At 64.0% G+C, this 25,421-nt stretch carries 24 protein-coding genes; 5 read left to right on the top strand and 19 right to left on the bottom strand.

Annotation, left to right across the window (positions count from 1 at the left end):
* Positions 1 to 24: 24 nt before the first annotated feature.
* The 18 genes from CT3_RS03930 to CT3_RS03845 all read right to left on the bottom strand — a co-directional run bounded on the left by CT3_RS03930 (position 25) and on the right by CT3_RS03845 (position 18,552).
* Complete coding sequence (locus CT3_RS03930; protein ID WP_066540876.1) at positions 25 to 672, bottom strand: LysE family translocator; 648 nt, start codon at positions 670 to 672, stop codon at positions 25 to 27.
* 126 nt (positions 673 to 798) lie between these two features.
* Entirely contained in the window at positions 799 to 1,074 is a 276-nt protein-coding gene (locus CT3_RS03925; RefSeq protein WP_305954874.1) for a hypothetical protein, read from the bottom strand.
* Between the two features lie 71 nt (positions 1,075 to 1,145).
* The gene (locus tag CT3_RS03920; RefSeq protein ID WP_066540621.1) at positions 1,146 to 2,027 is read right to left on the bottom strand and encodes an EamA family transporter; all 882 of its coding nucleotides are present in this window, start codon (positions 2,025 to 2,027) and stop codon (positions 1,146 to 1,148) included.
* Positions 2,028 to 2,150: 123 nt separating this feature from the next.
* Complete coding sequence (locus CT3_RS03915) at positions 2,151 to 2,573, bottom strand: BLUF domain-containing protein (RefSeq protein ID WP_066540617.1); 423 nt, start codon at positions 2,571 to 2,573, stop codon at positions 2,151 to 2,153.
* 3 nt (positions 2,574 to 2,576) lie between these two features.
* Positions 2,577 to 3,305 (bottom strand): GTP cyclohydrolase I, encoded by a 729-nt coding sequence (folE, locus tag CT3_RS03910; RefSeq protein ID WP_066540614.1) that lies wholly within the window; start codon positions 3,303 to 3,305, stop codon positions 2,577 to 2,579.
* Positions 3,306 to 3,469: 164 nt separating this feature from the next.
* A complete protein-coding gene (locus CT3_RS03905; RefSeq protein WP_083520584.1) occupies positions 3,470 to 4,270 on the bottom strand; it encodes an endonuclease/exonuclease/phosphatase family protein in 801 nt (266 codons plus the stop codon).
* On the bottom strand, positions 4,267 to 4,707 hold the full coding sequence (nudB, locus tag CT3_RS03900; protein WP_428042425.1) for a dihydroneopterin triphosphate diphosphatase: 441 nt from the start codon (positions 4,705 to 4,707) through the stop codon (positions 4,267 to 4,269). The genes CT3_RS03905 and nudB overlap by 4 nt, the downstream gene beginning before the upstream one ends.
* 344 nt (positions 4,708 to 5,051) lie before the next feature.
* The gene (gene aspS / locus CT3_RS03895) at positions 5,052 to 6,860 is read right to left on the bottom strand and encodes an aspartate--tRNA ligase (protein WP_066540609.1); all 1,809 of its coding nucleotides are present in this window, start codon (positions 6,858 to 6,860) and stop codon (positions 5,052 to 5,054) included.
* 48 nt (positions 6,861 to 6,908) lie between these two features.
* Positions 6,909 to 7,532 carry a DUF502 domain-containing protein gene (locus CT3_RS03890; RefSeq protein ID WP_066540605.1) on the bottom strand — a complete coding sequence of 208 codons (624 nt, stop codon included), beginning with the start codon at positions 7,530 to 7,532 and terminating at the stop codon, positions 6,909 to 6,911.
* 8 nt (positions 7,533 to 7,540) lie between these two features.
* The gene (locus CT3_RS03885) at positions 7,541 to 7,816 is read right to left on the bottom strand and encodes an FmdB family zinc ribbon protein (RefSeq protein ID WP_066540603.1); all 276 of its coding nucleotides are present in this window, start codon (positions 7,814 to 7,816) and stop codon (positions 7,541 to 7,543) included.
* A 137-nt stretch (positions 7,817 to 7,953) separates the two neighbouring features.
* Complete coding sequence (locus CT3_RS03880; RefSeq protein ID WP_066540597.1) at positions 7,954 to 9,417, bottom strand: high affinity choline transporter 1; 1,464 nt, start codon at positions 9,415 to 9,417, stop codon at positions 7,954 to 7,956.
* 34 nt (positions 9,418 to 9,451) lie between these two features.
* On the bottom strand, positions 9,452 to 11,020 hold the full coding sequence (gene ubiB / locus CT3_RS03875) for a ubiquinone biosynthesis regulatory protein kinase UbiB (protein WP_066540595.1): 1,569 nt from the start codon (positions 11,018 to 11,020) through the stop codon (positions 9,452 to 9,454).
* Positions 11,017 to 11,622 (bottom strand): ubiquinone biosynthesis accessory factor UbiJ, encoded by a 606-nt coding sequence (locus CT3_RS03870; RefSeq protein ID WP_066540586.1) that lies wholly within the window; start codon positions 11,620 to 11,622, stop codon positions 11,017 to 11,019. The genes ubiB and CT3_RS03870 overlap by 4 nt, the downstream gene beginning before the upstream one ends.
* Positions 11,623 to 11,655: 33 nt before the next feature.
* Positions 11,656 to 12,639: a Tim44 domain-containing protein gene (locus CT3_RS03865; protein ID WP_066540583.1), complete on the bottom strand. Its 984-nt coding sequence runs from the start codon at positions 12,637 to 12,639 to the stop codon at positions 11,656 to 11,658.
* An 89-nt stretch (positions 12,640 to 12,728) separates the two neighbouring features.
* A complete protein-coding gene (gene ubiE / locus CT3_RS03860) occupies positions 12,729 to 13,460 on the bottom strand; it encodes a bifunctional demethylmenaquinone methyltransferase/2-methoxy-6-polyprenyl-1,4-benzoquinol methylase UbiE (protein WP_066540580.1) in 732 nt (243 codons plus the stop codon).
* A 199-nt stretch (positions 13,461 to 13,659) separates the two neighbouring features.
* Positions 13,660 to 14,145: a gamma-butyrobetaine hydroxylase family protein gene (locus CT3_RS03855; RefSeq protein ID WP_083520583.1), complete on the bottom strand. Its 486-nt coding sequence runs from the start codon at positions 14,143 to 14,145 to the stop codon at positions 13,660 to 13,662.
* A 55-nt stretch (positions 14,146 to 14,200) separates the two neighbouring features.
* Positions 14,201 to 14,644, bottom strand: coding sequence for an HIT family protein (locus CT3_RS03850; RefSeq protein ID WP_066540870.1), 444 nt, complete (start codon positions 14,642 to 14,644; stop codon positions 14,201 to 14,203).
* Positions 14,645 to 14,652: 8 nt separating this feature from the next.
* Positions 14,653 to 18,552 (bottom strand): DUF3683 domain-containing protein, encoded by a 3,900-nt coding sequence (locus CT3_RS03845; protein WP_066540577.1) that lies wholly within the window; start codon positions 18,550 to 18,552, stop codon positions 14,653 to 14,655.
* A gap of 352 nt (positions 18,553 to 18,904) precedes the next feature.
* On the opposite strand from CT3_RS03845, the gene ugpB reads away from it, so the two are divergent.
* The 5 genes from ugpB (at position 18,905) to ugpQ (ending at position 24,097) form a co-directional block, all read left to right on the top strand.
* Positions 18,905 to 20,218 carry a sn-glycerol-3-phosphate ABC transporter substrate-binding protein UgpB gene (gene ugpB, locus CT3_RS03840; protein ID WP_066540576.1) on the top strand — a complete coding sequence of 438 codons (1,314 nt, stop codon included), beginning with the start codon at positions 18,905 to 18,907 and terminating at the stop codon, positions 20,216 to 20,218.
* A gap of 203 nt (positions 20,219 to 20,421) precedes the next feature.
* Positions 20,422 to 21,303: a sn-glycerol-3-phosphate ABC transporter permease UgpA gene (gene ugpA, locus CT3_RS03835; RefSeq protein ID WP_066540573.1), complete on the top strand. Its 882-nt coding sequence runs from the start codon at positions 20,422 to 20,424 to the stop codon at positions 21,301 to 21,303.
* A 2-nt stretch (positions 21,304 to 21,305) separates the two neighbouring features.
* Positions 21,306 to 22,154 (top strand): sn-glycerol-3-phosphate ABC transporter permease UgpE, encoded by an 849-nt coding sequence (gene ugpE, locus CT3_RS03830; protein ID WP_066540570.1) that lies wholly within the window; start codon positions 21,306 to 21,308, stop codon positions 22,152 to 22,154.
* A 70-nt stretch (positions 22,155 to 22,224) separates the two neighbouring features.
* Entirely contained in the window at positions 22,225 to 23,232 is a 1,008-nt protein-coding gene (locus CT3_RS03825) for a sn-glycerol-3-phosphate import ATP-binding protein UgpC (RefSeq protein ID WP_066540567.1), read from the top strand.
* An 88-nt stretch (positions 23,233 to 23,320) separates the two neighbouring features.
* Positions 23,321 to 24,097 carry a glycerophosphodiester phosphodiesterase gene (ugpQ, locus tag CT3_RS03820; protein WP_066540561.1) on the top strand — a complete coding sequence of 259 codons (777 nt, stop codon included), beginning with the start codon at positions 23,321 to 23,323 and terminating at the stop codon, positions 24,095 to 24,097.
* 162 nt (positions 24,098 to 24,259) lie between these two features.
* On the opposite strand, the gene CT3_RS03815 is transcribed toward ugpQ, so the two are convergent.
* Positions 24,260 to 25,240, bottom strand: a complete 981-nt coding sequence (locus CT3_RS03815; RefSeq protein ID WP_066540559.1) for a Bug family tripartite tricarboxylate transporter substrate binding protein — start codon at positions 25,238 to 25,240, stop codon at positions 24,260 to 24,262.
* Positions 25,241 to 25,421 lie beyond the last annotated feature (181 nt).

Here is a 25,421-nt window from a genome sequence, read left to right as displayed (position 1 = left end):
GACCACGCGCCGCCCAGACCAGGTTCAGCGCTGCACCGTGGCCAGGCGCACGGCCATGCCCAGAAAGACCACGCCTGCCAGGCGGTTCAGCCACCACTGGGCACGGGCCGAACGCTGCAGCACCGTGCCGAACACACCGCTGAAGCAGGCGATGGCCCCAAACACCAGAAAGGTGGCGACCATGAACACCGCGCCAAACGCGGCAATCTGCGGCGCCACAGGGCCATGGGCCGGGTTGGCAAACTGGGGCAGAAATGCCAGGAAGAAGATCAGCACCTTGGGGTTGGTCAGGTTCATCACCAGGCCCCGGCCCACCATGCGCAGGGCCTCGCGCACTGGCAGGCGCTGGTCGCGGGCCTGCAGCACAGGACCGTCGCTGACGCTGGAGGGCGCCCGCAGTGCACCCCAGGCCAGATAGGCCAGGTAAGCGGCACCGCACCATTTGAGCGCCGTGAACGCCGCGGCCGATGCGGCAAACACCGCCGCCAGGCCCAGGGCCACGGCCGTGGTGTGCACCAGAATCCCCCCGCACAGCCCCAGCACCACGGCCAGGCCGGCTCGCCAGCCCTTCTGGGCCGACTGCAGCAGCACGAACACATTGTCCGGGCCGGGGCTCAGGGCCAGCAGCACGGCAACGCCAAAAAACGCGGTCAGGGATTCCAGGGAAGGCATGGGCAACTCGGTGGGCAACGCGGAATTCCGGCCTCCTGCGGCCGGTGCATCCCGCATGGTACGCCGGGCACCCCGTTGGCGGCTTGCGCGTGGGTGACGCGGCGCTGGGGCGCTGGGGCCCTGGCGTCAGCGCCCTGGTCCACCCAGCAAGGCACGCGGCTGCTGCGTCTGGCAGCCCGCCTGGGTGAACGGGCCTTCGGCCCGCTCCCAGCCACTGGCCGGCATGTGCTGCGCACAGACGCGCTTTCCGTCCAGCTTGCTGACCCACCAGTACCAGGGCGCCGGTGCGGCCTGGGTGGCGGCCGCCCACAGCAGCGCACCCAGCACGGGCAGCGCCAGCCATGCCTGCCAGCGGCGGTGGCGCACCGGGCTGCGCGCAACAGAGGGGGTTGGATACGGCATGGTCATACTCCCGAGAACATGGCGACGGGTGGTTGCTTCTTCATCGGAAACCTTCCGGGCTGCAGAGTTCCTCACCCCAGTCCCAGGGCCGTCACGCCCAGGGCGATCAGCACCGCCCCGAAGATACGCACGGCCCGGTCGCCTTCGCCCAGCAGATGGCCGCCGATCAGCGCCGCAAACAGCATGGACACTTCGCGCGCCGGCGCCACGTGGGACATGGGCGCGGTCTGCATGGCATACAGCACCAGCACATAGGCCACGGGGCTGACCAGGGCCACCAAGGCGGCCCAGCGCCATTGCTGTGCCCACAGGCGACGCGCTTCCGGCAGATCACGCAGCACCACCGGCGCCAGCAGGAAGACACGCACAAAGTTGCCCATGTAGTCGATCAGGATGGGCGACATCAGCAGCAGGCGCACGCCATAGCCGTCCACCACGGTGTAGCTGGCAATAAACACGCCGGTCAGCACGCCATACAGCAGGCCGCGGCGCAGGCGCAACCGGGCTTCGGGGTCGCTGCGCGGGCGCAGCAGCGCCGGACCGCCGGCGATGAAGAACACCCCCAGCACCACGCCGGCAATACCGGCCGCGCCCAGCGTCGAGATGTGCTCGCCCAGAAAGGCAATCGCCACCATGGAGCTCAACAGCGGCCCGCTGCCGCGTGCCAGCGGGTAGACCACGGTCAGGTCCGCATGCCGGTAGCCGCGCAGCAGCGTCACGTAGTAGGCCACGTGCAGCAGGCCGCTGATGACCACCACCGCCCATTCGGCCCTGCCCCAGCCAGGCACCACATCACGCCCCACCCACCAGCCCAACGGTGCCCAGATGACCATCATGATGATGGAGGTGAAAAAGGCAAAGCGGGAGTCGCCCCCCGCCTTCTTGGCCGCCACGTTCCACCCCGCGTGGATCAGACCAGCCACAATGATCAGCGCAAATGCCTGCAAACTCATAACAACGACTGGACCCGAGAAAAGCCAAGAAAAAACGAAAGCGAAAGCAGAAAAGCAAAGGGGCCGAAAGGCCCCTGGTTCCAGCCGCAAGGGCTGGAGCGATGTGAAGTCAGCGATACGGCTTCATGCCCGGCCGATGATGGATGCGGTGGCCATCAGCTCCTCCAGCAGCGCAAACGACACCTGGCCGGAGACAGCATAGGGGTCAAGCTCGGCCTTCTCGGAGTACTTGAGCAAGATGGAATGGTTGAGCTTGTTCAGGTTGACCACGCCCATGGTCCAGCCGCCAAAGCGGCGTTCGTCGATTTCCTGGAACTGCAGCAGCTCCACATCCTTGTGGCGTGCGTCGTGCATCAGCGTACCGAACAGGTGGCTGACGGCGCTGCGTCCGCCCTCGATGGCCTGCAGAAACACACCGCCTCCGTAGCACAGCACGCCGGTCAGGCCATTGCAGGGGTTGTGCTCGCGCGACTGGGAAAGAATGGCTTCGATGGCCGCGGGCGAGGTATCGACCGCGCGGCTGGCATAGAGCAGGCGCACCAACATGGATCAGTTCCTCCCTGGAATCAGCGACAGGAATTCGCGGCGCAGGTTGGCGTCCTTCAGGAAGGCGCCGCGCATCACCGAGTTCAGCATCTTGCTGTCCATCTCGCGCACACCGCGCCAGGACATGCAGAAATGCGATGCCTCCATCACGATGGCCAGGCCATCGGGCTGGGTTTTTTCCATGATCAGGTCGGCCAGCTGTACCACGGCCTCTTCCTGGATCTGCGGGCGGCCCATCACCCAGTCCACCAGACGGGCGTATTTGGACAGGCCGATCACATTCGTGTGTTCATTGGGCAGTACCCCGATCCAGATCTTGCCGATCACCGGGCACAGGTGGTGGCTACAGGCGCTGCGCACGGTGATGGGGCCGACGATCATCAGCTCGTTCAGGTGCTCGGCATTGGGGAATTCAGTGATGGCCGGGGCCTGCACATAGCGGCCCTTGAAGACCTCGTTCAGGTACATCTTGGCCACACGGCGCGCGGTGGTGCGGGTGTTGTGGTCGTTGGCGGTGTCGATCACCATGCTGTCGAGCACACCCTGCATCTTTGTTTCCACCTCGTCCAGCAGCTTTTCCAGCTCACCGGGCTCGATGAATTCGGCAATGTTGTCATTGGCGTTGAAGCGCTTGCGGGCTGCCGTGATCCGTTCACGGATCTTCACGGAGACGGGTGTACCCTCGTCCGGGTTCGCAGGATTCATGGGGTTGGCAGCCAGATCACTAAACATGCCAAGCATGTTACCAGCGATTCCCGGGCACAGTCACAACAAGGAAATGGGCATATCACGCAGTCTGCGAGCGCACAGATAGCTACGTTTTAGATAGCACTCCAATACCGATGCGACAGCCGTCGCCCATGGCGATGCGCAGCGTGTCCGCCCGCACAGCCCCATTACAGCCGGAATTCGGCGATCAGCGGCAGGTGGTCGGACATGCGCCACCAGATACGGCCCTGGGGCACCATCAGCCCGGTGGGCGTGAGGCCGCGCACATACACATGGTCCAGCTGGGCCAGCGGCAGGCGCGAGGGATAGGTCAGCGCCCTCAGGTCTTCACCCTCAAATTCGTACAGGCCGAAGCTGGCCAGCATGCGCTTGATGTGGTTGCCCCAGTCGTTGAAGTCGCCCGCCACCACCAGCGGCGCGCCGGGCGGCACTTCGTGCTCGATGAACTGCTGCAGCGCATGGATCTGGCGCACGCGGCTGCCGGGGATCAGGCCCAGGTGCACCACGATGGCGTGCACCGAGCGGCCACGCACTTCCACCTCCACATGCAGCAGGCCGCGCTGCTCGAAGCGGTGGTCCGAGATATCGAGGTGGTTGTGGCCCTTGACCGGCCAGCGCGTCAGCAGCGCGTTGCCGTGCTCGCCGTCCTTGGTATAGGCATTGGTGCGGTAGACGGACTCATAGCCTTCGGGGGCCAGAAACTCGGCCTGGCCCACTTCCGGCCAGCGGTCGAAATAGGCCGCCTCCTTGCGGTTCATCCTGCGCACTTCCTGCAGGCAGACGATGTCGGCATCCAACTGTTCCACCGCATGGCCCAGGTTGTGGATCTCCAGGCGCCGCGTCGGCCCCAGGCCCTGCACACCCTTGTGGATGTTGTAGGTGGCCACGCGCAGCAAACCGGTCTCGGGCGGCAGCACGATGCCGGACGCGGTGATCTTCTCTGGGGAAGGGGTGGACTCAACAATCATGCGGTGAGATAGGCAGGCAAATGGAGAATGGCCTCGGCATTGGAGGGCGAATAACAACGGTCGGCCGCTTCGCGCCAGTCATGCCATGCAAATGCGGTGTGCTCGCGCGGATTCAAGACCACGCGGGTGCCCATCGGCACGCGCAGGCCGAACACCCGCTCCGTGTTCAACCATACACCCGGGGCGTAGCGGTGCAGCCAGTGCGGGTAAATGGTGTAGGTGTTCTGCAAGGCCCAGTCCTGCAGCACGCAGCCGGGGGCTCGGGCATCGATGCCGGTTTCCTCGGCCACCTCGCGCACTGCGGTGGCCTGCCAGTCTTCCCCTTCGAAGTCCTTGCTGCCGGTCACCCCTTGCCAGAAGGGCTGCCCCTCGGGCGCCGCCTGGGTGCGGCGCAGCAGCAGCACCTGGCCATCTGCACGGTAGATGATGACCAGCACCGATTCCGGAATTTTGAAAGCGCTATCCGGGGCCGGGACCGTTGCCACAGGGACAGCGGCGGACGCCGGTGCGCAGGAAACCATGGATGCCATCACCCCATGGTAGCGCCGCAGCCGGGCCGAAAAAGGTCAAAACCTGTGTCCTGCGCGGAAAAGCCGCTGGAGCCGCCCCACGACCATGCTGCAGCACAGCATTTTTCAGCCATAACGGATGCCCGCCCTGCTCTCATGCCTTGGAGCGACGGCCATGAAAAACGCCACCCGGCCGGGAGGCTGGGTGGCGTTGGCAGGGGTCGCTCGCCAGCGGCTAGCGCCGCAGCACCACCGCTGGATCAGGCCATGGCTTACTCGGCCGTGGTGGTGGTCACCGCCACGTTGCGCAGCTTGATGTGCAGCTCGCGCAGCTGCTTCTCGTCCACCGGCGAAGGCGCCTGGGTCAGCAGGTCCTGTGCACGCTGGGTCTTGGGGAAGGCGATCACGTCACGGATGGAATCCGAGCCGGTCATCAGCGTGATCAGGCGGTCCAGACCGAAGGCCAAGCCACCGTGGGGAGGTGCGCCGTATTGCAGCGCATCCAGCAGGTAGCCGAACTTGGCACGCTGGTCTTCCGGCGTGATGTTCAGTGCCGCAAACACCTTGGCCTGCACGTCGGCGCGGTGGATACGCACCGAGCCACCGCCCAGTTCCCAGCCGTTCAGCACCATGTCGTAGGCCTTGGCGATGCACTTGCCGGGATCGGTGTCCATCAGGTCTTCATGACCGTCCTTGGGCGAAGTGAACGGGTGGTGCACGGCGGCCCAGCGGTCGTTCTCTTCGTCGTATTCGAACATGGGGAAGTCCACCACCCACAGCGGTGCCCACTTGTCTTCGAACAGGCCGTTCTTCTTGCCGAATTCGCTGTGACCGACCTTCAGGCGCAGCGCACCGATGGAGTCGTTGACGATCTTTTCCTTGTCTGCACCGAAGAACAGCAGGTCACCATCCTGTGCGCCAGTGCGCTTCAGGATTTCGGCGATCGCTGCATCGTGCAGGTTCTTGACGATGGGCGACTGCAGGCCGTCACGGCCCTTGGCCACTTCGTTGACCTTGATCCAGGCCAGGCCCTTGGCGCCATAGATCTTGACGAACTCGGTGTAGCCGTCGATTTCGCCACGCGAGATCGCAGCGCCGCCGGGCACGCGCAGGGCCACCACACGGCCACCCTTGGTGGTCGCAGGGGTGGAGAAGACCTTGAAGTCCACATCGCCCATGCAGTCGGTCAGCTCGGTGAATTCGAGCTTGACGCGCAGGTCGGGCTTGTCCGAACCGAAGCGGAAGGCCGCATCCTGGTAAGTCATGATGGGGAATTCGCCCAGATCCACGTTCAGTTGGGTCTGGAAGACTTCCTTGATCATCGTCTGGAAGATGGCACGGATTTCTTCTTCGTTCAGGAACGAAGTTTCGCAGTCGATCTGCGTGAATTCAGGCTGGCGGTCCGCGCGCAGGTCTTCGTCGCGGAAGCACTTGGTGATCTGGTAGTAGCGGTCGTAGCCGGCCACCATCAGCATCTGCTTGTACAGCTGGGGCGACTGGGGCAGCGCGAAGAATTCGCCGTCGTGCACGCGCGAAGGCACCAGATAGTCACGGGCGCCTTCGGGGGTGGACTTGCCCAGCATCGGGGTTTCGATGTCGATGAAGCCTTGCTTGTCCAGGAAGTTGCGCACCTGGATGGCGGTCTTGTAGCGCAGCATCATGTTGCGCTGCATCACCGGGCGGCGCAGGTCCAGCACGCGGTTGGTCAGGCGCACGGTTTCGGACAGGTTGTCGTCGTCCAGCTGGAAGGGAGGCGTCACCGAAGCGTTCAGCACGTTCAGTTCGTGGCACAGCACTTCGATCTGGCCGCTCTTGAGCTTGTCATTGGTCGTGCCTGCAGGACGTGCACGCACCAGGCCCTTGACCTGCACGCAGAATTCGTTGCGCACGCCTTCGGCGGTCTTGAACATCTCGGCGCGGTCCGGGTCGCACACCACCTGCACATAACCTTCGCGGTCGCGCAGGTCGATGAAGATCACACCACCGTGGTCACGGCGGCGATTCACCCAGCCGCACAGGGTCACGGTTTGGCCCATCAGGGCCTCGGTCACAAGACCGCAATATTCAGAGCGCATGGCCATCGGTTTATCTTCCTGCGCCCTCGTGGGGCGCGCTGTTTGGGTTGTTTATCAGTTGGGCTCGTCGGGCACCGGCAGCGGCGGTGGAGCCACGACACCCATCGAAACGATGTACTTGAGCGCGGTGTCCACGCTCATCTCCAGCTCCACGCAATCGCTCTTGCGCATCAGCACAAAGTAGCCGCCCGTGGGGTTGGGCGTGGTCGGAACGAACACGCTCACATATTCATCGCGCAGGTAGCTGGCCACTTCGCCCGATGGCTGGCCGGTGATGAAAGCCACCGTCCACACGCCTTCGCGCGGCCATTGCACCAGCACGGCGGTGCGAAACGCGTTGCCGCTGTCGGAGAACACCGTATCCGACACCTGCTTGACGCTGGAGTAGATGGAGCGTACCACCGGGATGCGGGAAATGATGGCATCGCCCCAGCTCACCAACTTGCGGCCTACGAAATTGCTGGCCACACCGCCCACCAGCAGCAGGATCAGCAAGGTCAGCAGCACCCCGAAACCCGGGATGTGCATGCCCAGCAGCTTGTCGGGCTGCCAGTGCTCCGGCAGGATCTGCAGGGTCTGGTCCAGCGTGCTGATGATCCAGTTCAACACCCAGGCGGTGATGACGCCGGGCACGATGACCAGCAGACCGGTGAAGAGCCATTTGCGCAGTGCTGACATAGGGCGGCTTACACCTCGGCCGAAGCAGATGGGCAGCCCGCAGCCGCGCAGGCACTGCCACCGCTGTCGCAGGCAGGCGCAGCCGCCGCCTGGGAGGTCGAGCCGCCCTTGAAGTCGGTGGCATACCAGCCCGAGCCCTTGAGCTGGAAGCCCGGGGCCGTCAGCTGCTTGGAAAAGGCCTCGGCACCGCAGGCCGGACAGGCCGTCAGCGGCGCATCCGACATTTTCTGCAGAACGTCTTTGGCGTGGCCACAGGAGCCACACTTATATGCATAGATCGGCATAGCGCAGAGGGAGGAAAAAAGGATTTCGCAAAACCCTTCATTATAGGCAGCCAGACTTGGCGAAGCCCGGCAAGGCCCAATCCCCATCGGGCGCCCGTTGCCAAACCCGGCGGCGGGGCCCGCAACAAGACAGGAACTCAGACCCCGACAACCGGCGTGTCCGAGGTGTAGTGCACCACTTCATCACGGCGGTTGGTGATCCACTGCGGCAGCAGCGAACCCGTCACCATGCCGGTCATGGCCGCCAGCAGGCCTGCCAGCTGCTGCGGGAATACGTCCGCCCAGCCCGGCACCACCATGAACAACAGCCACACGCCAATGCCCAGCGTCACCGCGGCAATGGCGCCCTGGGTGCTGGCCCGCTTCCAGTACAGACCAAACACCAGCGGCACAAAAGCCCCCACCAGCGGCACCTGGTAGGCGCTGGACACCAGTTCGTAGATGGGCGTGCCTTCCATCAGGATGGAATAGGTCAGCACGCAGGCGGCGAACACCAGCACGCTGATGCGCATGGTGAGCAAGTTTTCGCGGTCGCTGGTCATCGGGCGGAACTGGCGCCAGATGTTTTCGGTGAAGGTCACGCTGGGGGCCAGCAAGGTGGCCGATGCGCAGGACTTGATGGCCGACAGCAGCGCACCGAAGAACAGCACCTGCATGACCACGGGCATCTTGTCCATCACCAGCGTGGGCAGCACCTTCTGCGGATCGTCTCCCAGCAGGGCCGTGGCCTCTTCCGGCATGATCAGCAGCGCACTGGCCACCAGAAACATGGGCACAAAGGCGAAGAAGATGTAGGCGGTGCCACCGATCACGGTGCCACGCACGGCCGCCTTTTCGCTGTTGGCCGACATCACGCGCTGGAACACGTCCTGCTGCGGAATGGAGCCCAGCATCATGGTGATGGCCGCGCCGAAGAAGAACAGGATTTCGTGCCAGCTGGGCTCGGGCCAGAACTTGAACAGATCGCGGCTGGTGGCCAGATCGATCACCTTGTCCGCACCGCCGGCCATGTCGGCCGCAAAAAAGGCCAGCACCACCAGACCCAGCACCAGAATGATCATCTGGATGAAGTCCGTCACGGCCACCGACCACATGCCACCCCAGAGGGTGTAGACCAGAATGGAGAGCACGCCGATCGCCATGCCCCAGGGCACGCTGATCAGGTCACCGGACAGCAGATTGAACACCAGGCCCAGCGCTGTGACCTGGGCCGAGACCCAGCCCAGGTAGCTGAGCATGATGATCAGCGAGCAGACCACTTCGATGCCGCGACCGAAACGGCCCCGGTAGTAGTCGCTGATGGTCAGCAGCGTCATGCGGTAGAGCTTGCCGGCAAAGAACAGGCCCACCAGGATCAGGCACATGCCGGCGCCAAACGGGTCTTCCACCACGGCATGGAGGCCGCCTTCGATGAACTTGGCCGGCACGCCCAGCACGATCTCCGAACCGAACCACGTGGCAAACGTGGTGGTGATGATCATGTACATCGGCAAATGCCGGCCGGCAATCGCGAAGTCGGCCGTGTTTTTCACCCGCCTGGCCGCCCACAGGCCGATGCCGATGGTGACGAACAGGTAAGCAATCACCATGAAGAGCAGCACGCTGGTTCTCCCGTTGAAAGTTGTTTTTGTAGATTCAGAAAATGAAGTGCGTCACTAGCAAGATGCGCACCACCACCAGGCCCAGCACAAAGCCCACGCCCCCGTACAGAATCATCTGCAGCAATCGGTTGGTGCGCTTCTGTTCGGCCAGCAGCTCCCGCATGGCCTGCTGGCTGCCGTGGCGGTCCTGCTGCAGGAACTGCTGTACCAGACGGGGCAGCTCGGGCAGCAACTTGGCATAGCGCGGGGCCTCGGCCTTCAGTTCGCGCCACAGACGTTGCGGCCCCATCTGGTCCAGCATCCACTTTTCCAGGAAGGGCTTGGCCGTGCTCCACAGGTCCAGATTCGGGTCCAGCTGGCGGCCCAGGCCCTCGATGTTGAGCAGGGTCTTTTGCAGGAGCACCAGCTGCGGCTGGATTTCCACCTGGAAGCGGCGCGAGGTCTGGAACAGACGCATCAGCACCATGCCCAGCGAAATCTCGGCCAGCGGACGGTCGAAGTACGGTTCGCACACGGCGCGGATGGCGGCTTCAAGCTCGTCCACCCGGGTGGTGGGCGGCACCCAGCCACTTTCGATGTGCAGCTCGGCCACGCGCTTGTAGTCACGCCGGAAGAAGGCCGTGAAGTTCTGCGCCAGATACTCCTTGTCGTACTCGGTCAGCGTGCCGACGATGCCGAAGTCCAGCGAGATATAGCGCCCGAAGGTCTCGGGCTCCAGGCTGACCATGATGTTGCCCGGGTGCATGTCGGCGTGGAAAAAGCCGTCGCGGAACACCTGGGTGAAGAAAATGGTGACTCCGTCGCGCGCCAGCTTGGGGATGTCCACCCCGGCTTCACGCAGACGCTCGATCTGGTTGATGGGAACGCCCTTCATGCGCTCCATCACCATCACGTCGGGGCGGCAGAAATCCCAGTACACCTCGGGAATCAGCACCAGATCCAGGCCGTCCATGTTGCGGCGCAGCTGCGCTGCATTGGAGGCTTCGCGGATCAGGTCCAGCTCGTCGTGCAGGTAGTTGTCGAACTCGGCCACCACCTGGCGGGGCTTGAGGCGCTTGCCATCGGCGGAAAGCCGCTCCACCCAGCTGGCCATCATGTGCATCAGCGCCAGATCCTTGTCGATCACGCGCTTCATGCCGGGGCGCAGCACCTTGACGGCCACTTCGCGCTCCTTGCCATCCCGGTCCACCACGGTGGCGAAGTGCACCTGGGCGATCGAGGCACTGGCCACGGGCACGCGCTCGAAGCTCAGGAACACCTGGTCCAGCGGCTTGCGAAACGATTTCTCGATGGTGTCCACCGCAATCTGGGGATCGAACGGCGGCACGCGGTCCTGCAGCTTGGCCAGCTCTTCTGCCACATCGGGCGGCATCAGGTCGCTGCGTGTGGACAGCACCTGGCCGAACTTCACAAAAATCGGGCCCAGCGATTCCAGCGCCTCGCGCAGGCGCACGCCGCGCGGCGCGTCCAGCTTGCGGCCCAGTGTCAGCACGCGGCGCAGGCCGCGCAGCCAGGGATGCTCGAAGCCAGAGAGCACCAGCTCATCCAGCCCATAGCGCAAGGCCACCCAGAGGATGGTGGCGCCCCGCAGGAACTTGCTCATTGCGGCTGGCGCGGCTCGGCGTCGGCCACCGGCAGGTTGTTCTGTGCGCCGGGGGCAGGTGTGGTGGCCTCATCGGCCTTGGCCATGCGGGCACCGACGAACTGGCGCAGCCCCTGGGCCAGCTTGCGGGCCGCGCTGCCGATCATGTGGGCCGGCGTGTCACCGATGATGCGTGCCAGATCTTCTTCCACATCCCACTCGACGTTGTCGACCAGCCAGTGGATGTCGGCCGCCAGCTGCACATCACCCTCGATGCGGATGGCGGGCTTGTCGCCGCGCAGGGCCGTCTTGGCCAGCACCAGCGGGTTGCTGTCGGCAATTTCCAGCAGCAGGTCGGGGGTGGCGCCTTCGGGGGCCAGATTGAACAGGCCGGCCGGCGTGATCAGCAGCGCCATATTGAAATTGCGCCACTGCACCCGGGCCACACGCCCTTTCTGGCGCACCAGGCGCTCCATGGCCGCTTTCTCCTGCATCAGCACATGGTTGAGGAAGAGCACGACGCGCTGCTGGGTTTCGTGCACCAGCCACTGGGGCGGCTGCACGGTTTCCACCACGCGTTCGACCAGGCCGTTGAGAAAAGAAAAAGGGGACTGTGTTGCCATAGTCCCCCGATTATTCCTGAAGTGGAAAGATTTTTATTGCAGTGCCTGCAATCCCGCCACCAGCCAGCCGCTGGAATTGCTCTTCGGCTTGGTCATATTCCAGACTTCGCGGAAGGGGCTGGGGCCTGCGGAGGCATCTTCACGGATCATGCCCGAGAACTCCACACTGGCCATGTAGGCATGGCCCAGGTCTTCAATGCCCAGCAGCTGGGCTTCGATCATCACCACATCGGTCTGGTTGAGCACGCCGCCGCTCTGGGCTTCACGCTCTTGCAGCTGGCTCTTGATCTCGGACAGCATCTCGTCGGTCATCATGGAACGCAGCGTGGCGACATCGCCACGGTCCCAGGCGGCCTGCAGGGTCACGAAGTTGCGCTTGGCGGCTTCCAGGAAGCCTGCGGCATCAAAGTCGGCCGGCACGCTCCAGTTCGGTGCCGACGCTGCCAGGCCGGAGCCGATCATGCTGCCGCCGGTGGCCGGCACATGGTCCTGCTCCCAGGGGCGGGCCGATGCGTCATTGCCCACATTCTTCGGGTTGTAGTCACGCGGCTGCACCACGGCCTCCGGGACCGGGGCCCCCGCGCCCTGGAAGGCGAAAGGCGATGCTGCAGCGCTGGCGGCGGCCTTGGGCTTGCTGCGGGCACGCATGACCATGCCGATCACCACCATCACGGCCAGTGCCAGCAGACCGAACATCAGCATGTTGGCGAAGGCTTCACCAAAACCCAGCGAATGGGCCAGCCAGGCCAGGCCCAGACCTGCGGCCAGGCCGCCCAGCATGGCGCCCCAGGGCTTCTTGGCAGGCGCTGCCGGCGTGGCGGCCGGGGTAGCGGGCTTGGGGGTTGCGGCCTGTTGCTGGGCCGGTGCTTGCTGGGGTGCACGGGGCGCAGCTTCACGCTGCGTCACATTGCTCGACTGCTTGCCCATGGAACCGCCACCGCCCATGCGTTTGGCTTCCACGGAGGGATGCACCACAGCCAACGCTGCGACCAAAACCACTGCCCACACCTTCATCATTGCTTTGCTCTCCTAATAATGGGAAAAAATTCCGAACTAACCAAAACCTTTTGAAAATCCGTACTGCATAGGTACCTGTCCTTTCAGCGTCAGCACTTGATACCCACATGCAGGGCCACGATGCCGCCCGTCATGTTGTGATAGTCCACATGCCCGAAACCCGCGTCCTGCATCAGGGTCTTGAGCGCTTCCTGCCCCGGGTGCATGCGGATGGACTCCGCCAGATAGCGGTAGCTGGAGTCATCGCCCGCCACCAGCTTACCCAGGAAGGGCAGCACCTTGAATGAGTACAAGTCATAGGACTTCTCCAGCGGCTTGGCCACCTTGGAGAACTCCAGCACCAGCAGCTTGCCGCCAGGCTTGAGCACGCGGTTCATTTCCTTGAGCGCAGCGTCCTTGTGCGTCATGTTGCGCAGGCCGAAGGCCACGCTCACCAGATCGAAGTGCGCGTCGGGGAACGGCAGCTTTTCGGCATCGCACACCAGGGTGGGCAGGATGATGCCCTTGTCCACCAGACGGTTGCGGCCCGTGCGCAGCATGGCTTCGTTGATGTCGGTGTGCACCACGCGGCCGCTATTGCCGACCTTCTTGGAAAACGCCATCGACAGATCGCCGGTCCCCCCGGCGATGTCCAGCACCTGGTCCCCTTCCTTGAGGTTGGCCACCATCACGGTGTAGGCCTTCCAGGCACGGTGCAGACCGCCGGACATCAAGTCATTCATGATGTCGTACTTGGACGCGACCGAGTCAAACACGCCGCGCACGCGGCTGGCCTTGTCTTTCTCGTCAACGGTCTCGAAACCAAAATGTGTGCTGCTCATAGGACAGGAATGTAAGCAGCCCCGGGCGGCTCGTACAGCGACAACCCCGTAGTGCAACAGGGCATCACTTCAAGCCAAAGGGGCGATAAACGCTTGCGCCACGTGCAGCGCAAGCTACTTTAACTATAGCACCGCAGAGAATTGGACTGCTGTACGGGGTCCAAGTTCCTGCCGTCGCCACGAAGGGGGTTGCGCGGGATCAGGCGCCGCAGCCACAAGAACCGCTGCCGCAGCCGCCACCGCTGGCGGCCGGGGCCTCGGCGCTGCTGCTGCCGCAACCACCGCCCGTGCCGCAGCTGCCGCCGCTGGCCTTGCCTGGCATGGGCGTGTCACGGTCCACACCGGCCGCCGCCAAGCGTGCCAGATAGTCGGCCCACAGCGCCTCCTGCTTGCTGCCCATCTCGTACAGATAGGTCCAGGTGTACAGACCACTTTCGTGGCCGTCGCTGAAGAAGGGCTTGAGCGCGTAATTGCCCACGGGCTCCAGGTTGACGATGGTCACATCGCGCTTGCCGGTCTGCAGCACTTCCTGGCCCGGGCCGTGGCCCTGCACTTCGGCCGAAGGCGAATACACGCGCAGCAGTTCAAACGGCAGACGGTGCACGGCGCCGTCGGCATAGCCCAGCTCCAGCACGCGCGAGGCGCCGTGCAGGGTGATGGACTGGGGAAGAGGCATGTCAGCCATGGCAATTACCTATCTAAAACCTGCGCTGCTGGTGCACATGCAGCTGCTGTTGTGTTCACGTCCGCGCATCCAGTGCCGCGGCGATCGCGCGGTCCGTGGCGTCGAGCTGGGCCTGCACCTCGGCCTCGCGTCCCGGATCGCGCGGGCGCTGCACCGCGGCCCAGACGGAACCGGGAAAGTGGCTGTCCCAGCGCCAGCGCGCAATCACGTGCCAGTGCAGATGGGCCACCATATTGCCCAAGGCGGCCAGATTGACCTTGTCGGGCGACAGCCGGTCGCGCAGCACGCGCTCCACCGCGGCCACCAGTTCCATGCACTCGGCGCGCTCGGCGGCGCTCAGGTCGGTGAACTCGGCCGCATGCGCCGTCCACACCACGCGGTAGAAGGCGGGAAAGCCCTCTTCCTGCGCACGGATCACGCGGGCGTTGCGCCCTTGCCAGACCAGCGCGCCACCCAGGCCGTCGCACAAGGGGCAGCCGGCTGGTGCGGTGGAGGCCACGGCGGTGCTCACAGCAGCACCCGTTCGATGCCGCCGTTGTTGGCGCGGGCCACGTACTCGGGCAGCCAGTTCTCGCCCAGGATCTGCTTGGCCATCTCGATCACGATGTAGTCGGCTTCCAGCAGGCCATCCTTCAGGTCATTGCCGTAACGGCTCAGCCCTTGCAGGCAGGCGGGGCAGCTGGTCAGGATCTTCACGTTCTCCTTCTCGCCCACCGCGCCGTTGGCGCGCAACTCGGCCTCGCCCTTCAGGATTTCCTGTTCCTTGCGGAAACGGATCTGGGTGGAGATATCGGGACGCGACACCGCCAGCGTGCCGGATTCGCCGCAGCAGCGGTCGCTCTTGATCACGCCGTCGCCCACCAGAGCCTTCACGGTCTTCATCGGGTCCTGCAGCTTCATGGGGCTGTGGCAGGGGTCGTGGTAGAGGTAGCCGCCCTGGCCTTGCGGCAAGGTGATGCCCTTTTCCAGCAGGAACTCGTGGATGTCGATGATGCGGCAACCCGGGAAGATCTTGTCGAAGTGGTAGCCCTGCAGCTGGTCATAGCAGGTACCGCAGGACACCACCACCGTCTTGATATCCAGGTAGTTCAGCGTGTTGGCCACGCGGTGGAACTGCACCCGGTTGTCGGTGATCATCTTGTCCGCCACGTCGTACTGGCCGCTGCCGCGCTGCGGGTAGCCACAGCACAGATAGCCCGGAGGCATCACGGTCTGCACGCCGGAATGCCACAGCATGGCCTGCGTGGCCAGGCCCACCTGGCTGAACAGGCGCTCCGAGCCGCAGCCGGGGAAGTAGAACACCGCTTCCGTGTCCGCACTGGTGGTCTGCGGATTGCGGATGATGGGCACGTACTCCTTGTCTTCGATGTCCAGCAGCGCGCGGGCCGTCTTGTTGGGCAGACCGCCGGGCAGCTTCTTGTTCACGAAGTGGATCACCTGCTCCTTGAGCGCAGGCTTGCCCACCGACGCTGGCGGGTGCTTGAGCTGCGGCTTGGCCACCGCATGCAGCAGGTCGGACGCAATGCGCTGCGCCTTGAAGCCCACGCCCACCATGCCCTTGCGCAGCAGCTTGATGGTGTCGGGGTTGGTGGCATTGAGCATGGCCATGGCCATCTTGTTGCCCGGATTGAAGCTCTTTTTGCCCATCTTGCGCAGCAGATTGCGCATGTTCATGGTCACGTCGCCGAAGTCGATCTTGACCGGGCAGGGCGTGAAGCACTTGTGGCAGACGGTGCAGTGGTCGGCCACATCCTCGAACTCCTGCCAGTGCTTGATGGACACGCCACGGCGCGTCTGCTCCTCGTACAGAAAGGCTTCCACCAGCAGCGAGGTGGCCAGAATCTTGTTGCGCGGCGAATACAGCAGATTGGCGCCCGGCACGTGCGTGTTGCACACCGGCTTGCACTTGCCGCAGCGCAGGCAGTCCTTGACCGAGTCGGCAATGGCGCCGATGTCGCTCTGCTGCATGATCAGCGACTCATGCCCCATCAGGCCAAACGATGGCGTGTAGGCGTTGGTCAGGTCGGCATACATCAGCGCTTCGCGCGGCGAGCGGGCGGGCACCAGGCCGCTTTTCTCGCGGATCAGCTTGCCGCGGTTGAAACGCCCCTCAGGGTCCACGCGCTGCTTGTAGTCGGCAAACGGCTGCAGCTCTTCGTCGGTCAGGAACTCCAGCTTGGTGATGCCGATGCCGTGTTCACCCGAAATCACGCCATCCAGGCTGCGGGCCAGCTGCATGATGCGCGCCACGGCTTCGTGGGCGGTCTGCAGCATCTCGTAGTCGTCGGAGTTGACCGGGATGTTGGTGTGCACATTGCCGTCGCCGGCGTGCATGTGCAGCGCCACCCACACACGGCCCTTGAGCACGCGCTGGTGGACCTGCGCTGCCTCGTCCAGCAAAGGCTTGAAGGCTTCGCCGTTGAAGATCTGCGCCAGCGGGGCCTTGATCTGCGTCTTCCAGCTGGAGCGCAGCGTGTGGTCCTGCAGCTGCGGGAACAGGGTCGCCACATCGCGCAGCCAGCCCGCCCACAGATCACGCACTTCCTGCACCAGCTCCACGGCCTGGAGCACGCGGTCTTCCAGCAGCTCGGCCGTGGGAATGTCGCCGGCGTCGTCCTGCTTGCCCAGCGGCAGATTGCCCTGCTGCAGGAAGGCCAGCAGCGCATCGCACAGCTTGATCTTGTTGCGCAGAGAGAGTTCGATATTGATGCGCTCGATGCCGTCGGTGTACTCGGCCATGCGCGGCAGCGGGATCACCACGTCCTCATTGATCTTGAAGGCGTTGGTGTGGCGGCTGATGGCCGCCGTGCGCTTGCGGTCCAGCCAGAACTTCTTGCGCGCCTCGGCACTGATGGCGATGAAGCCTTCGCCGTTGCGCGAATTGGCAATGCGCACCACTTCGCTGGTCACGCGCGCCACTTCGTCGGCGTCGTCGCCCACGATGTCGCCGATCAGCACCATCTTGGGCAGGTGGCCATCGCCCTTCTTGCTCTTGGTGGCATAGCCCACGGCGCGCAGATAGCGGTCGTCCAGATGCTCCAGGCCGGCCAGCAGCACGCCACTGCGCTTTTGCTCGGCGAACATGTAGTCCTTGATCTCGACGATCGAGGGCACGGCATCCTTGGCGTTGCCGAAGAACTCCATGCACACCGTGCGCGTATGGGCCGGCATGCGGTGCACCACCCAGCGGGCGCTGGTGATCAGGCCGTCCGTGCCTTCCTTCTGCACCCCGGGCAGGCCGGAGAGGAACTTGTCCGTCACATCCTTGCCCAGGCCTTCCTTGCGGAACTTGTGGCCGGGAATGTCCAGGCGTTCGCTGCGCACCGGGGTCTTGCCGTCCGCCTCGAAGTACTTCAGCTCGAAGCTGGCCATCTCGGCGTCGTGGATCTTGCCCAGGTTGTGGTCCACGCGGGTCACTTCCAGCCACTGCGCATCGGGTGTCACCATGCGCCAGCTGGCCAGGTTGTCCAGGGCCGTGCCCCACAGCACGGCTTTCTTGCCGCCGGCATTCATGGCGATGTTGCCGCCGATGCAGGAGGCTTCAATCGATGTCGGGTCCACGGCGAACACAAAGCCGCCACGCTCGGCCGCATCGGCCACGCGCTGGGTCACCACGCCGGCCTCGGTCCACACCGTGGGCACGGGGTGGCTCACGCCGGGCAGCTGCACCATCTCGACTTCGGTGATGGCATCGAGCTTTTCGGTGTTGATCACCACCGAGCGCCAGGTCAGCGGAATCGCGCCGCCGGTGTAGCCGGTGCCGCCTCCACGCGGGATGATGGTCAGGCCGATGTCGATACAGCCTTTGACGAGGCCGGCCATCTCCACTTCGGAATCCGGGGTCAGCACCACAAAGGGGTATTCCACCCGCCAGTCGGTGGCATCGGTCACATGGCTGACGCGCGACAGGCCATCGAACTTGATGTTGTCCTTGTGCGTCAGCTTGCCCAGCGTCTTGCGCACGCGCTGGCGCAGCTTCTCGGCTTCGTCAAAGGTGCGGTCGAACTCGCGCACGGCATTGTTGGCCGCCTCGATCAGCTCGCCCACCAGGGCGTCGCGCTGGGCATCGGCCTCGGGGACGCGGCGCTTTTGCACCTCGGCCATGCGGTGTTCCAGCGCCTCCACCAGCTGCTTGCGGCGGTCGGGGTTGTGGAACAGGTCGTCCTGCAGGTAGGGGTTGCGTTGCACCACCCAGATGTCGCCCAGCACTTCGTAGAGCATGCGGGCAGAACGGCCGGTCTGGCGTTCGCTGCGCAACAGCTCCAGCACGCTCCAGGCTGGCGCGCCAAGCAGGCGGATCACGATTTCCCGGTCAGAAAACGAGGTGTAGTTATAGGGAATCTCGCGGAGTCGGGCAGGTTCAGCCGTCTTGCCCAACAAGGCGGCCTGCGCAATCGGTGCATTCATGTGGTGGACCGGGGGTGGGCACCCTGAAGGGCGCTCCTTAGCCATGGGGAGCGTGATTTTATGCCAGGGCCCCGGTTTCTGCCGGGGTTCACCCTAAGCCACCGCGCCGCCACTGCATTCTCTGATCCAGCGCACGGCTTCAAGACCCCAGATAGGAAAAATCAGGAACGACATCGAATAGAAGCGAACATAGAATGCGCCACAACGTTTAGTGACAACTGCATGAAATCGGAGCCATGTGGCATCCGCGCCAGGGGGAAACCCCGTCACGTGCCCGTCACACAAACGCCATGCTCGCCCTTTAATATGGCTGGCATATCTCTCCCCGCATAGCAATCCAAGGAGTTCCTGCATGCAATTCAAGCGCCTGGCTTTGTCCGCCGCAATGACCGCAGCCGCCATCGGCACCGCCCACGCCGCCACCGAGATCCAGTGGTGGCACTCGATGACCGCCGTGAACAACGAATGGGTCAACGATCTGGCCAAGGAATTCAACGAAAGCCAGAAGGAATACAAGATCGTCCCGACCTTCAAGGGCGTGTATGACGAGTCCATGACGGCCGCCATTGCCGCGTTCCGTTCGGGCAATGCCCCCCACATCCTGCAAGTGTTCGAAGTGGGCACCGCCACCATGATGGCTTCCAAGGGCGCCACCGTGCCCGTGGGCAAGGTGATGTCCGATGCCGGCGTGTCCTTCGACCCCAAGGCCTACATCCCCGCTGTGGCCGGTTACTACACAGCCCCCAACGGCCAGATGCTGAGCTTCCCGTTCAACAGCTCCACCACCATCTTCTATTACAACAAGGACGCCTTCAAGAAGGCCGGCCTGAACCCCGACAAGGCCCCCACCACCTGGCCTGAAGTGTTCGAAGCCGCCAAGAAGCTCAAGGCCAGCGGCCACAGCTGCCCCATGACCCTGGCATGGCAGGGCTGGACCCAGCTGGAATCCTTCTCCACCTGGCACAACGTCGAATTCGCGACCGAGCAGAACGGTCTGAGCGCCAACGGCCACAAGGCCCGCCTGAAGATCAACTCGCCCCTGCACGTCAAGCACATCGACAACCTGGCTGCCGCAGCCAAGGCCGGCGAGTTTGTGTACAAGGGCCGCGCTTCCACCGCCCAGGCTTCGTTCACCGCCGGTGAATGCGCCATGATCCAGACCTCGTCCGGTTTCTACGGCGACGTGGCCAAGAACGCCAAGTTCGCCTACGCACTGGCTCCCCTGCCCTACTACCCCGATGTGAAGGGCGCGCCCCAGAACACCGTGATCGGTGGCGCATCGCTGTGGGTGATGGCAGGCAAGAAGTCCGAAGAGTACAAGGGCGTGGCCAAGTTCTTCGAATTCCTGTCGCAGACCAAGGTCCAGGCCGCTTCGCACCAACGCACCGGCTACCTGCCTGTGACCATGGCCGCGTATGACCTGACCAACAAGTCCGGCTTCTACCAGAAGAACCCTGGCACGGACACCGCCGTGACGCAGATGATCCGCAAGGTGACCGACAAGTCGCGCGGCATCCGTCTGGGTAACTACGTGCAGATCCGCACCATCGAGGACGAAGAACTCGAACAGGTGTGGGCAGGCAAGAAGACCGGCCAGCAAGCCCTGGACGCTATCGTGTCGCGCGGTAACGAACTGCTGGCACGCTTCGAGCGCTCTTACAAGTAATAAGTAATTCCCCTCGATTTGGGGGTAGAGCCGCTGCAGCCTCTGGCGCAGCGGCTTTTCACTGGGCACAATACGCGCAAATTCGCTAAAAAGCGTTTCGTTTCGTTTCGACTCGCTTCCCCACCTGCTGCGGTGGAGGCAGCGACCCCAGCCCCCCGCAGTTCCTTTCATGGGCAACGGCGGCTTTTGAGTTTGTGAATCCCATGGAAAAACGCGTACTTTTCCGGTCCAAATGGTTGCCCTGGTTGCTGATCGCACCCCAGCTGCTCATCATTGGCATCTTCTTTTTCTGGCCTGCGGGCCAGGCAGTGCTCCAGTCATTCCAGATGGAAGACGCCTTTGGCATGAGCACCGAATGGGTGGGGCTGGATAACTTCCGCAACCTGCTCGCCGACCCGACCTACCTGAATTCCTTCAACCGCACGGCCCTGTTCTCGGTGCTGGTGGCTGGCGTGGGCATCGCAGTGTCGCTGGCCCTGGCCATCTTTGCCGACCGCATCGTGCGCTTCGCCATGGTCTACAAGACCCTGCTGATCGTGCCCTACGCCGTGGCCCCGGTGATCGCCGGCGTGCTGTGGGTGTTCCTGTTCTCGCCGTCCATCGGCGTGGTGACCTACTACCTGGGCAAGCTGGGCGTGAACTGGAACCACATGATGAACGACAGCCAGGCCATGACCCTGATCGTCATCGCCTCGGTGTGGAAACAGATCTCCTACAACTTCCTGTTCTTCCTGGCAGGCCTGCAGTCCATTCCCAAGGCGCTGATCGAAGCCGCTTCCATCGATGGTGCCGGCCCCTGGCGCCGCTTCTGGAACATCCAGCTGCCGCTGCTGTCGCCCACCACCTTCTTCCTGCTGGTGATCAACATCGTCTACGCGTTCTTTGACACCTTCGGCATCATCGACGCAGCCACCCAGGGCGGCCCCGGCCAGTCCACCTCCATCCTGGTCTACAAGGTCTACCAGGACGGCTTCAAGGCACTGGACCTGGGCGGCTCGGCAGCCCAGTCCGTGATCCTGATGCTGATCGTTGTCGTGCTGACTGTGGTTCAGTTCCGCTATGTTGAGAAGAAAGTGCAGTACTGATCATGGTTGATCGCAACCCCTGGCTGAATATCCTGTCCCATGCCGTGCTGATCCTCGGCGTGGCCATCGTGGCCTTCCCGCTGTACCTGGCCCTGATTGCCTCCACCCACACCGCGGAAGCCATCGTCCAGTCGCCCATGCCGCTGCTGCCCGGCGCCCACATGTGGGAAAACTACCGCGAAGCCCTGCTGGGCTCCGGCAAGCTGGGCTCCAACACCAACGTCGTGCACATGATGTGGGTCTCCTTCTGGGTGGCCATCATCATCACCGTGGGCAAGATCGCCATCTCGCTGCTGTCGGCCTTCGCCATCGTCTACTTCCGCTTCCCCTTCAAGATGGTCTGCTTCTGGGCCATCTTCCTGACGCTGATGCTGCCGGTGGAAGTGCGTATCCTGCCGACCTACAAGGTCGTGGCCGAGCTCGGCCTGCTCAACAGCTATGCCGGTCTGACCCTGCCGCTGATCGCCTCGGCCACCGCCACCTTCCTGTTCCGCCAGTTCTTCCTGACGGTGCCGGACGAGCTGGTGGAAGCCGCCCGCATCGACGGCGCCGGCGCCATGCGCTTTTTCAAGGACATCCTGGTGCCCTTGTCCAAGACCTCGATTGCCGCACTGTTCGTGATCCAGTTCATCTATGGCTGGAACCAGTACCTGTGGCCGCTGCTGATGACCACCTCGGAAGACATGTACCCCGTGGTGATCGGTATCAAGCGCATGCTGGCCGGTGGCGAAGCCGCCGTGGACTGGAATATCGTGATGGCCACCGCCATCCTGGCCATGCTGCCGCCCACGGCCGTGGTGATCCTGATGCAAAAGTGGTTTGTCAAAGGCCTGGTGGATACCGAGAAGTAAATCTCGACCAATCCTGACCCTGTTGGCTGTACCCACCACCTTGTGACCCATTGAACGAAATACGACTGTTATGGCTTCCATTTCCCTCAAGAACATCGTCAAGCGCTACGGCATCGGCAAGACTGCCGTGCCCGTCATCCACGGCATCAACGTCGAGATCAAGGACGGCGAATTCGTCGTGCTGGTCGGCCCTTCGGGCTGCGGCAAGTCCACGCTGCTGCGCATGATTGCCGGCCTGGAAGAAATCACCGATGGCGATCTGGTCATCGGCGACAAGAAGGTCAATGACCTGGAACCCGCCAAGCGCAACATCGCCATGGTGTTCCAGAACTACGCGCTGTACCCGCACATGAGCAACTACGAGAACATGGCCTACGGCCTGAAGCTCGCCAAGGTGCCGGAAGACGAGATCAAGCGCCGCGTGGACAAGGCCGCCAAGATTCTGGAACTGAGCCACCTGCTGGACCGCAAGCCCCGCCAGCTGTCCGGCGGCCAGCGCCAGCGTGTGGCCATGGGCCGTGCCATCGTGCGCCAGCCCCAGGTGTTCCTGTTTGACGAACCCCTGTCCAATCTGGACGCCAAGCTGCGCGGCCAGACCCGCCTGGAAATCCAGAAGCTGCACGCCGAGCTGGGCATCACCAGCCTGTTCGTGACCCACGACCAGGTCGAGGCTATGACCCTGGCCCAGCGCATGGTGGTGATGAACGGCGGCCATGTGGAGCAGTTCGGCACGCCCGAAGAGGTCTACCACACCCCGGCCTCCACCTTCGTGGCCGGCTTCATCGGTTCGCCCCCCATGAACCTGCTGAAGCACTCGCCCAATGGCAAGCCCGGCCTGATCCTGGGCATCCGCCCCGAACACATCGACCTGGTCGAAACCGGCGGCGTGGAATTCAAGGTGCACACCGTGGAACTGCTGGGTGCCGAGCGCCTGCTGTACGGCAAGGTGGGCGATGAGGACGTCACCGTCCGCATCGAAGAAGGCAAGCCCTTCCCCAAGCCCGGCGAAACGGCCCGCATCTCGGCCCGCGAAGACCGGCTGCACTGGTTCAACGCCGAAACGGGAAAGCGCGCATAAAGCCCGCCCCCCGGTTCACTGAATCCTGAAAGAAGAGCACCCCAGGCCCAGCTTGTGGTGCTCTTGTCACGTTCGCACTGGCAAGACTATGACTACTGCATTGAAACCCTGGCCCTACCCCCGTTGGGTGGCCCACCGCGGCGCCGGCAAGCTGGCTCCGGAAAACACCCTGAGCGCCTTCCGCCTGGGCGCGCTGCACGGCTACCGCTTCTTCGAATGCGATGCCAAGCTCAGCAGCGACGGCGTGCTGTTCCTGATGCACGACGCCACGCTGGAGCGCACCACCAACGGCCACGGCATCGGTGGCGAACTGACCATGGGCCAGATCGCCGAGCTGGATGCCGGCAGCTGGCATTCGCGCGCCTATGCGGGCGAAGCGCTGCCCACGCTGGAGGCCCTGGCCCGCTGGTGCCTGGCCAACCACCTGCACCTGAATGTGGAAATCAAGCCCACGCCCGGCCAGGAGCTGGAAACGGGCCGCGCCTGCGGTGTGCTGATGAACCGCATCTGGCCCCAGGCGGAAGTGCCGCCGCTGTTCACCTCGTTCAAGCCGGACTCGCTGCGCGGCGCCCGGGAAATCTCCCCCCACATTCCGCGCGGCCTGCTGGTGGACCAACTGGCCGATGGCAGCGGCGATGCCGAACTGCAGACCGCCCTGGATCTGGACTGCAGCGCCATGGTGCTCAACCACGCCCTGTGGACCCCCGAGCTGGTGGCCAAGGTGCACGGCGCCGGCCTGCGCTGCAGCAGCTACACGGTGAACGACGAATGGGCCGCCCAGCGCCTGATCGACCTGGGCACGGACGGCATCATCACCGACCGCGTGGACCTGTTCAGCCCGGCGCAGACCCACAGCCAGCTGTAAGCAAAGCACCGTGGCCACAAAGCCCGGCAGTCCCGGGCTTTTTTTCTAGATGGCGGTGCCTCCTGTGCGCAGGCCTTGGCATGGACGCCGCCCTCCCCGCGCCCACGCCACACCGGAGCACAGGCGAAGCGGCAAAGATGCGAAGAGGCAAGGCCCTGGCGGTCAATCCATCTTGGTGCCGGAGGCCTTCACCGCCGCCGCCCAGCGCGGCAGCTCGCCGCCCAGGAACTTGGCGAAATCGTCCGCGCCCAGGAAGGCAGGGTCGGCCCCCTGGGTCACCATGCGCTCGCGCACATCGGTGTTGTTCATCACCTGCTGGAAGGCGTCGCTCAGCTTGGCCACCACTTCCTTGGGCGTGCCGGCTGGGGCCAGGAAACCGTAGAACCCCACCACCTCGAAGCCCTTCAGGCCGCTTTCGATGGCCGTGGGCGTATCGGGCAGTGCGGGGTTGCGGGTCTTGCTGGTCACCGCCAGGGCGCGCACCTTGCCCTGCTTGTGGTAGTTGGCGGCCTGGGGGATGCTTTCGGCCATGAACTGCACTTGGCCGCCCATCAGGTCGGCAAACGCCGGGGCGCTGCCGCGGTAGGGGATATGCACCATGTGCGTGCCGGTGGCGATCTTGAACATCTCGGGCACCAGGTGGCTGATGCCACCGTTGCCGGCCGAGCCGTAGTTGACCTTGCCCGGATGGGACTTGGCGTAGGCAATGAATTCCGGCAGCGTCTTGCTCGGCACCTGGTTGTTGACCAGCAGCGCCAGCGGCTGCATGGCGGTGCGGGCAATGGGGGTGAAATCCTTCAGCGTGCCATAGGGCAGCTTGGGGTAGAGCGCTGGGTTGATGGCCATCACGCCGGTGTTGGCCACCATCAGGGTGTGACCGTCGGCCGGGGCCTTCATCACGTCCTGCGCGCCCACGGTACCGCCGGCACCGGGCTTGTAGTCCATCACGATGGGCTGGCCCAGCACGGCCTGCAGCTTGTCGCTCAGCAGGCGGGCATGCTGGTCCAGCGGGCCGCCGGCGGGAAAGCCCACCACCACACGGATGGGCTTGCTGGGGAACGTCTGGGCCAGAACTTGGGTCTGGGCCACGGACAGCAAAGCGCCGGCCGCCAGGGCCAGGCCGGTGCGCACGATTTTTTGCATGGTGTTGTCTCCCGTTTTTTGGCAATGCAAGGTCTGCGCAGGCCGGTGCGAACAGCCCACGCAAATCCGGCCCCTGCCGGGGCCGTTGGCGCGATTGTAGAAACGGGGGCCGTGCGGACAGACGGGGGCAACCCCAGCCGTCAGCCTGTGCAAGCTGCCTGGGCGACAGCGGCATCCCCAC

Origin of the sequence: Comamonas terrigena NBRC 13299, assembly GCF_006740045.1 — a bacterium.
Lineage (GTDB): Bacteria > Pseudomonadota > Gammaproteobacteria > Burkholderiales > Burkholderiaceae_C > Comamonas > Comamonas terrigena.
The sequence above is the reverse complement of the archived record's forward strand: the minus strand, read 5'-3'. Positions and strand labels throughout refer to the sequence as shown.

Excerpts from the sequence above, each read along its gene's own strand:
- CT3_RS03930 (WP_066540876.1), bottom strand. The coding sequence starts at position 672 with ATGCCTTCCCTGGAATCCCTGACCGCGTTTTTTGGCGTTGCCGTGCTG.
- CT3_RS03925 (WP_305954874.1), bottom strand. The coding sequence starts at position 1,074 with ATGCCGTATCCAACCCCCTCTGTTGCGCGCAGCCCGGTGCGCCACCGC.
- CT3_RS03920 (WP_066540621.1), bottom strand. The coding sequence starts at position 2,027 with ATGAGTTTGCAGGCATTTGCGCTGATCATTGTGGCTGGTCTGATCCAC.
- CT3_RS03915 (WP_066540617.1), bottom strand. The coding sequence starts at position 2,573 with ATGTTGGTGCGCCTGCTCTATGCCAGCCGCGCGGTCGATACCTCGCCC.
- folE (WP_066540614.1), bottom strand. The coding sequence starts at position 3,305 with ATGTTTAGTGATCTGGCTGCCAACCCCATGAATCCTGCGAACCCGGAC.
- CT3_RS03905 (WP_083520584.1), bottom strand. The coding sequence starts at position 4,270 with ATGATTGTTGAGTCCACCCCTTCCCCAGAGAAGATCACCGCGTCCGGC.
- aspS (WP_066540609.1), bottom strand. The coding sequence starts at position 6,860 with ATGGCCATGCGCTCTGAATATTGCGGTCTTGTGACCGAGGCCCTGATG.
- CT3_RS03890 (WP_066540605.1), bottom strand. The coding sequence starts at position 7,532 with ATGTCAGCACTGCGCAAATGGCTCTTCACCGGTCTGCTGGTCATCGTG.
- CT3_RS03885 (WP_066540603.1), bottom strand. The coding sequence starts at position 7,816 with ATGCCGATCTATGCATATAAGTGTGGCTCCTGTGGCCACGCCAAAGAC.
- ubiB (WP_066540595.1), bottom strand. The coding sequence starts at position 11,020 with ATGAGCAAGTTCCTGCGGGGCGCCACCATCCTCTGGGTGGCCTTGCGC.
- CT3_RS03870 (WP_066540586.1), bottom strand. The coding sequence starts at position 11,622 with ATGGCAACACAGTCCCCTTTTTCTTTTCTCAACGGCCTGGTCGAACGC.
- CT3_RS03865 (WP_066540583.1), bottom strand. The coding sequence starts at position 12,639 with ATGATGAAGGTGTGGGCAGTGGTTTTGGTCGCAGCGTTGGCTGTGGTG.
- ubiE (WP_066540580.1), bottom strand. The coding sequence starts at position 13,460 with ATGAGCAGCACACATTTTGGTTTCGAGACCGTTGACGAGAAAGACAAG.
- CT3_RS03855 (WP_083520583.1), bottom strand. The coding sequence starts at position 14,145 with ATGGCTGACATGCCTCTTCCCCAGTCCATCACCCTGCACGGCGCCTCG.
- CT3_RS03845 (WP_066540577.1), bottom strand. The coding sequence starts at position 18,552 with ATGAATGCACCGATTGCGCAGGCCGCCTTGTTGGGCAAGACGGCTGAA.
- ugpB (WP_066540576.1), top strand. The coding sequence starts at position 18,905 with ATGCAATTCAAGCGCCTGGCTTTGTCCGCCGCAATGACCGCAGCCGCC.
- ugpA (WP_066540573.1), top strand. The coding sequence starts at position 20,422 with ATGGAAAAACGCGTACTTTTCCGGTCCAAATGGTTGCCCTGGTTGCTG.
- ugpE (WP_066540570.1), top strand. The coding sequence starts at position 21,306 with ATGGTTGATCGCAACCCCTGGCTGAATATCCTGTCCCATGCCGTGCTG.
- CT3_RS03825 (WP_066540567.1), top strand. The coding sequence starts at position 22,225 with ATGGCTTCCATTTCCCTCAAGAACATCGTCAAGCGCTACGGCATCGGC.
- ugpQ (WP_066540561.1), top strand. The coding sequence starts at position 23,321 with ATGACTACTGCATTGAAACCCTGGCCCTACCCCCGTTGGGTGGCCCAC.
- CT3_RS03815 (WP_066540559.1), bottom strand. The coding sequence starts at position 25,240 with ATGCAAAAAATCGTGCGCACCGGCCTGGCCCTGGCGGCCGGCGCTTTG.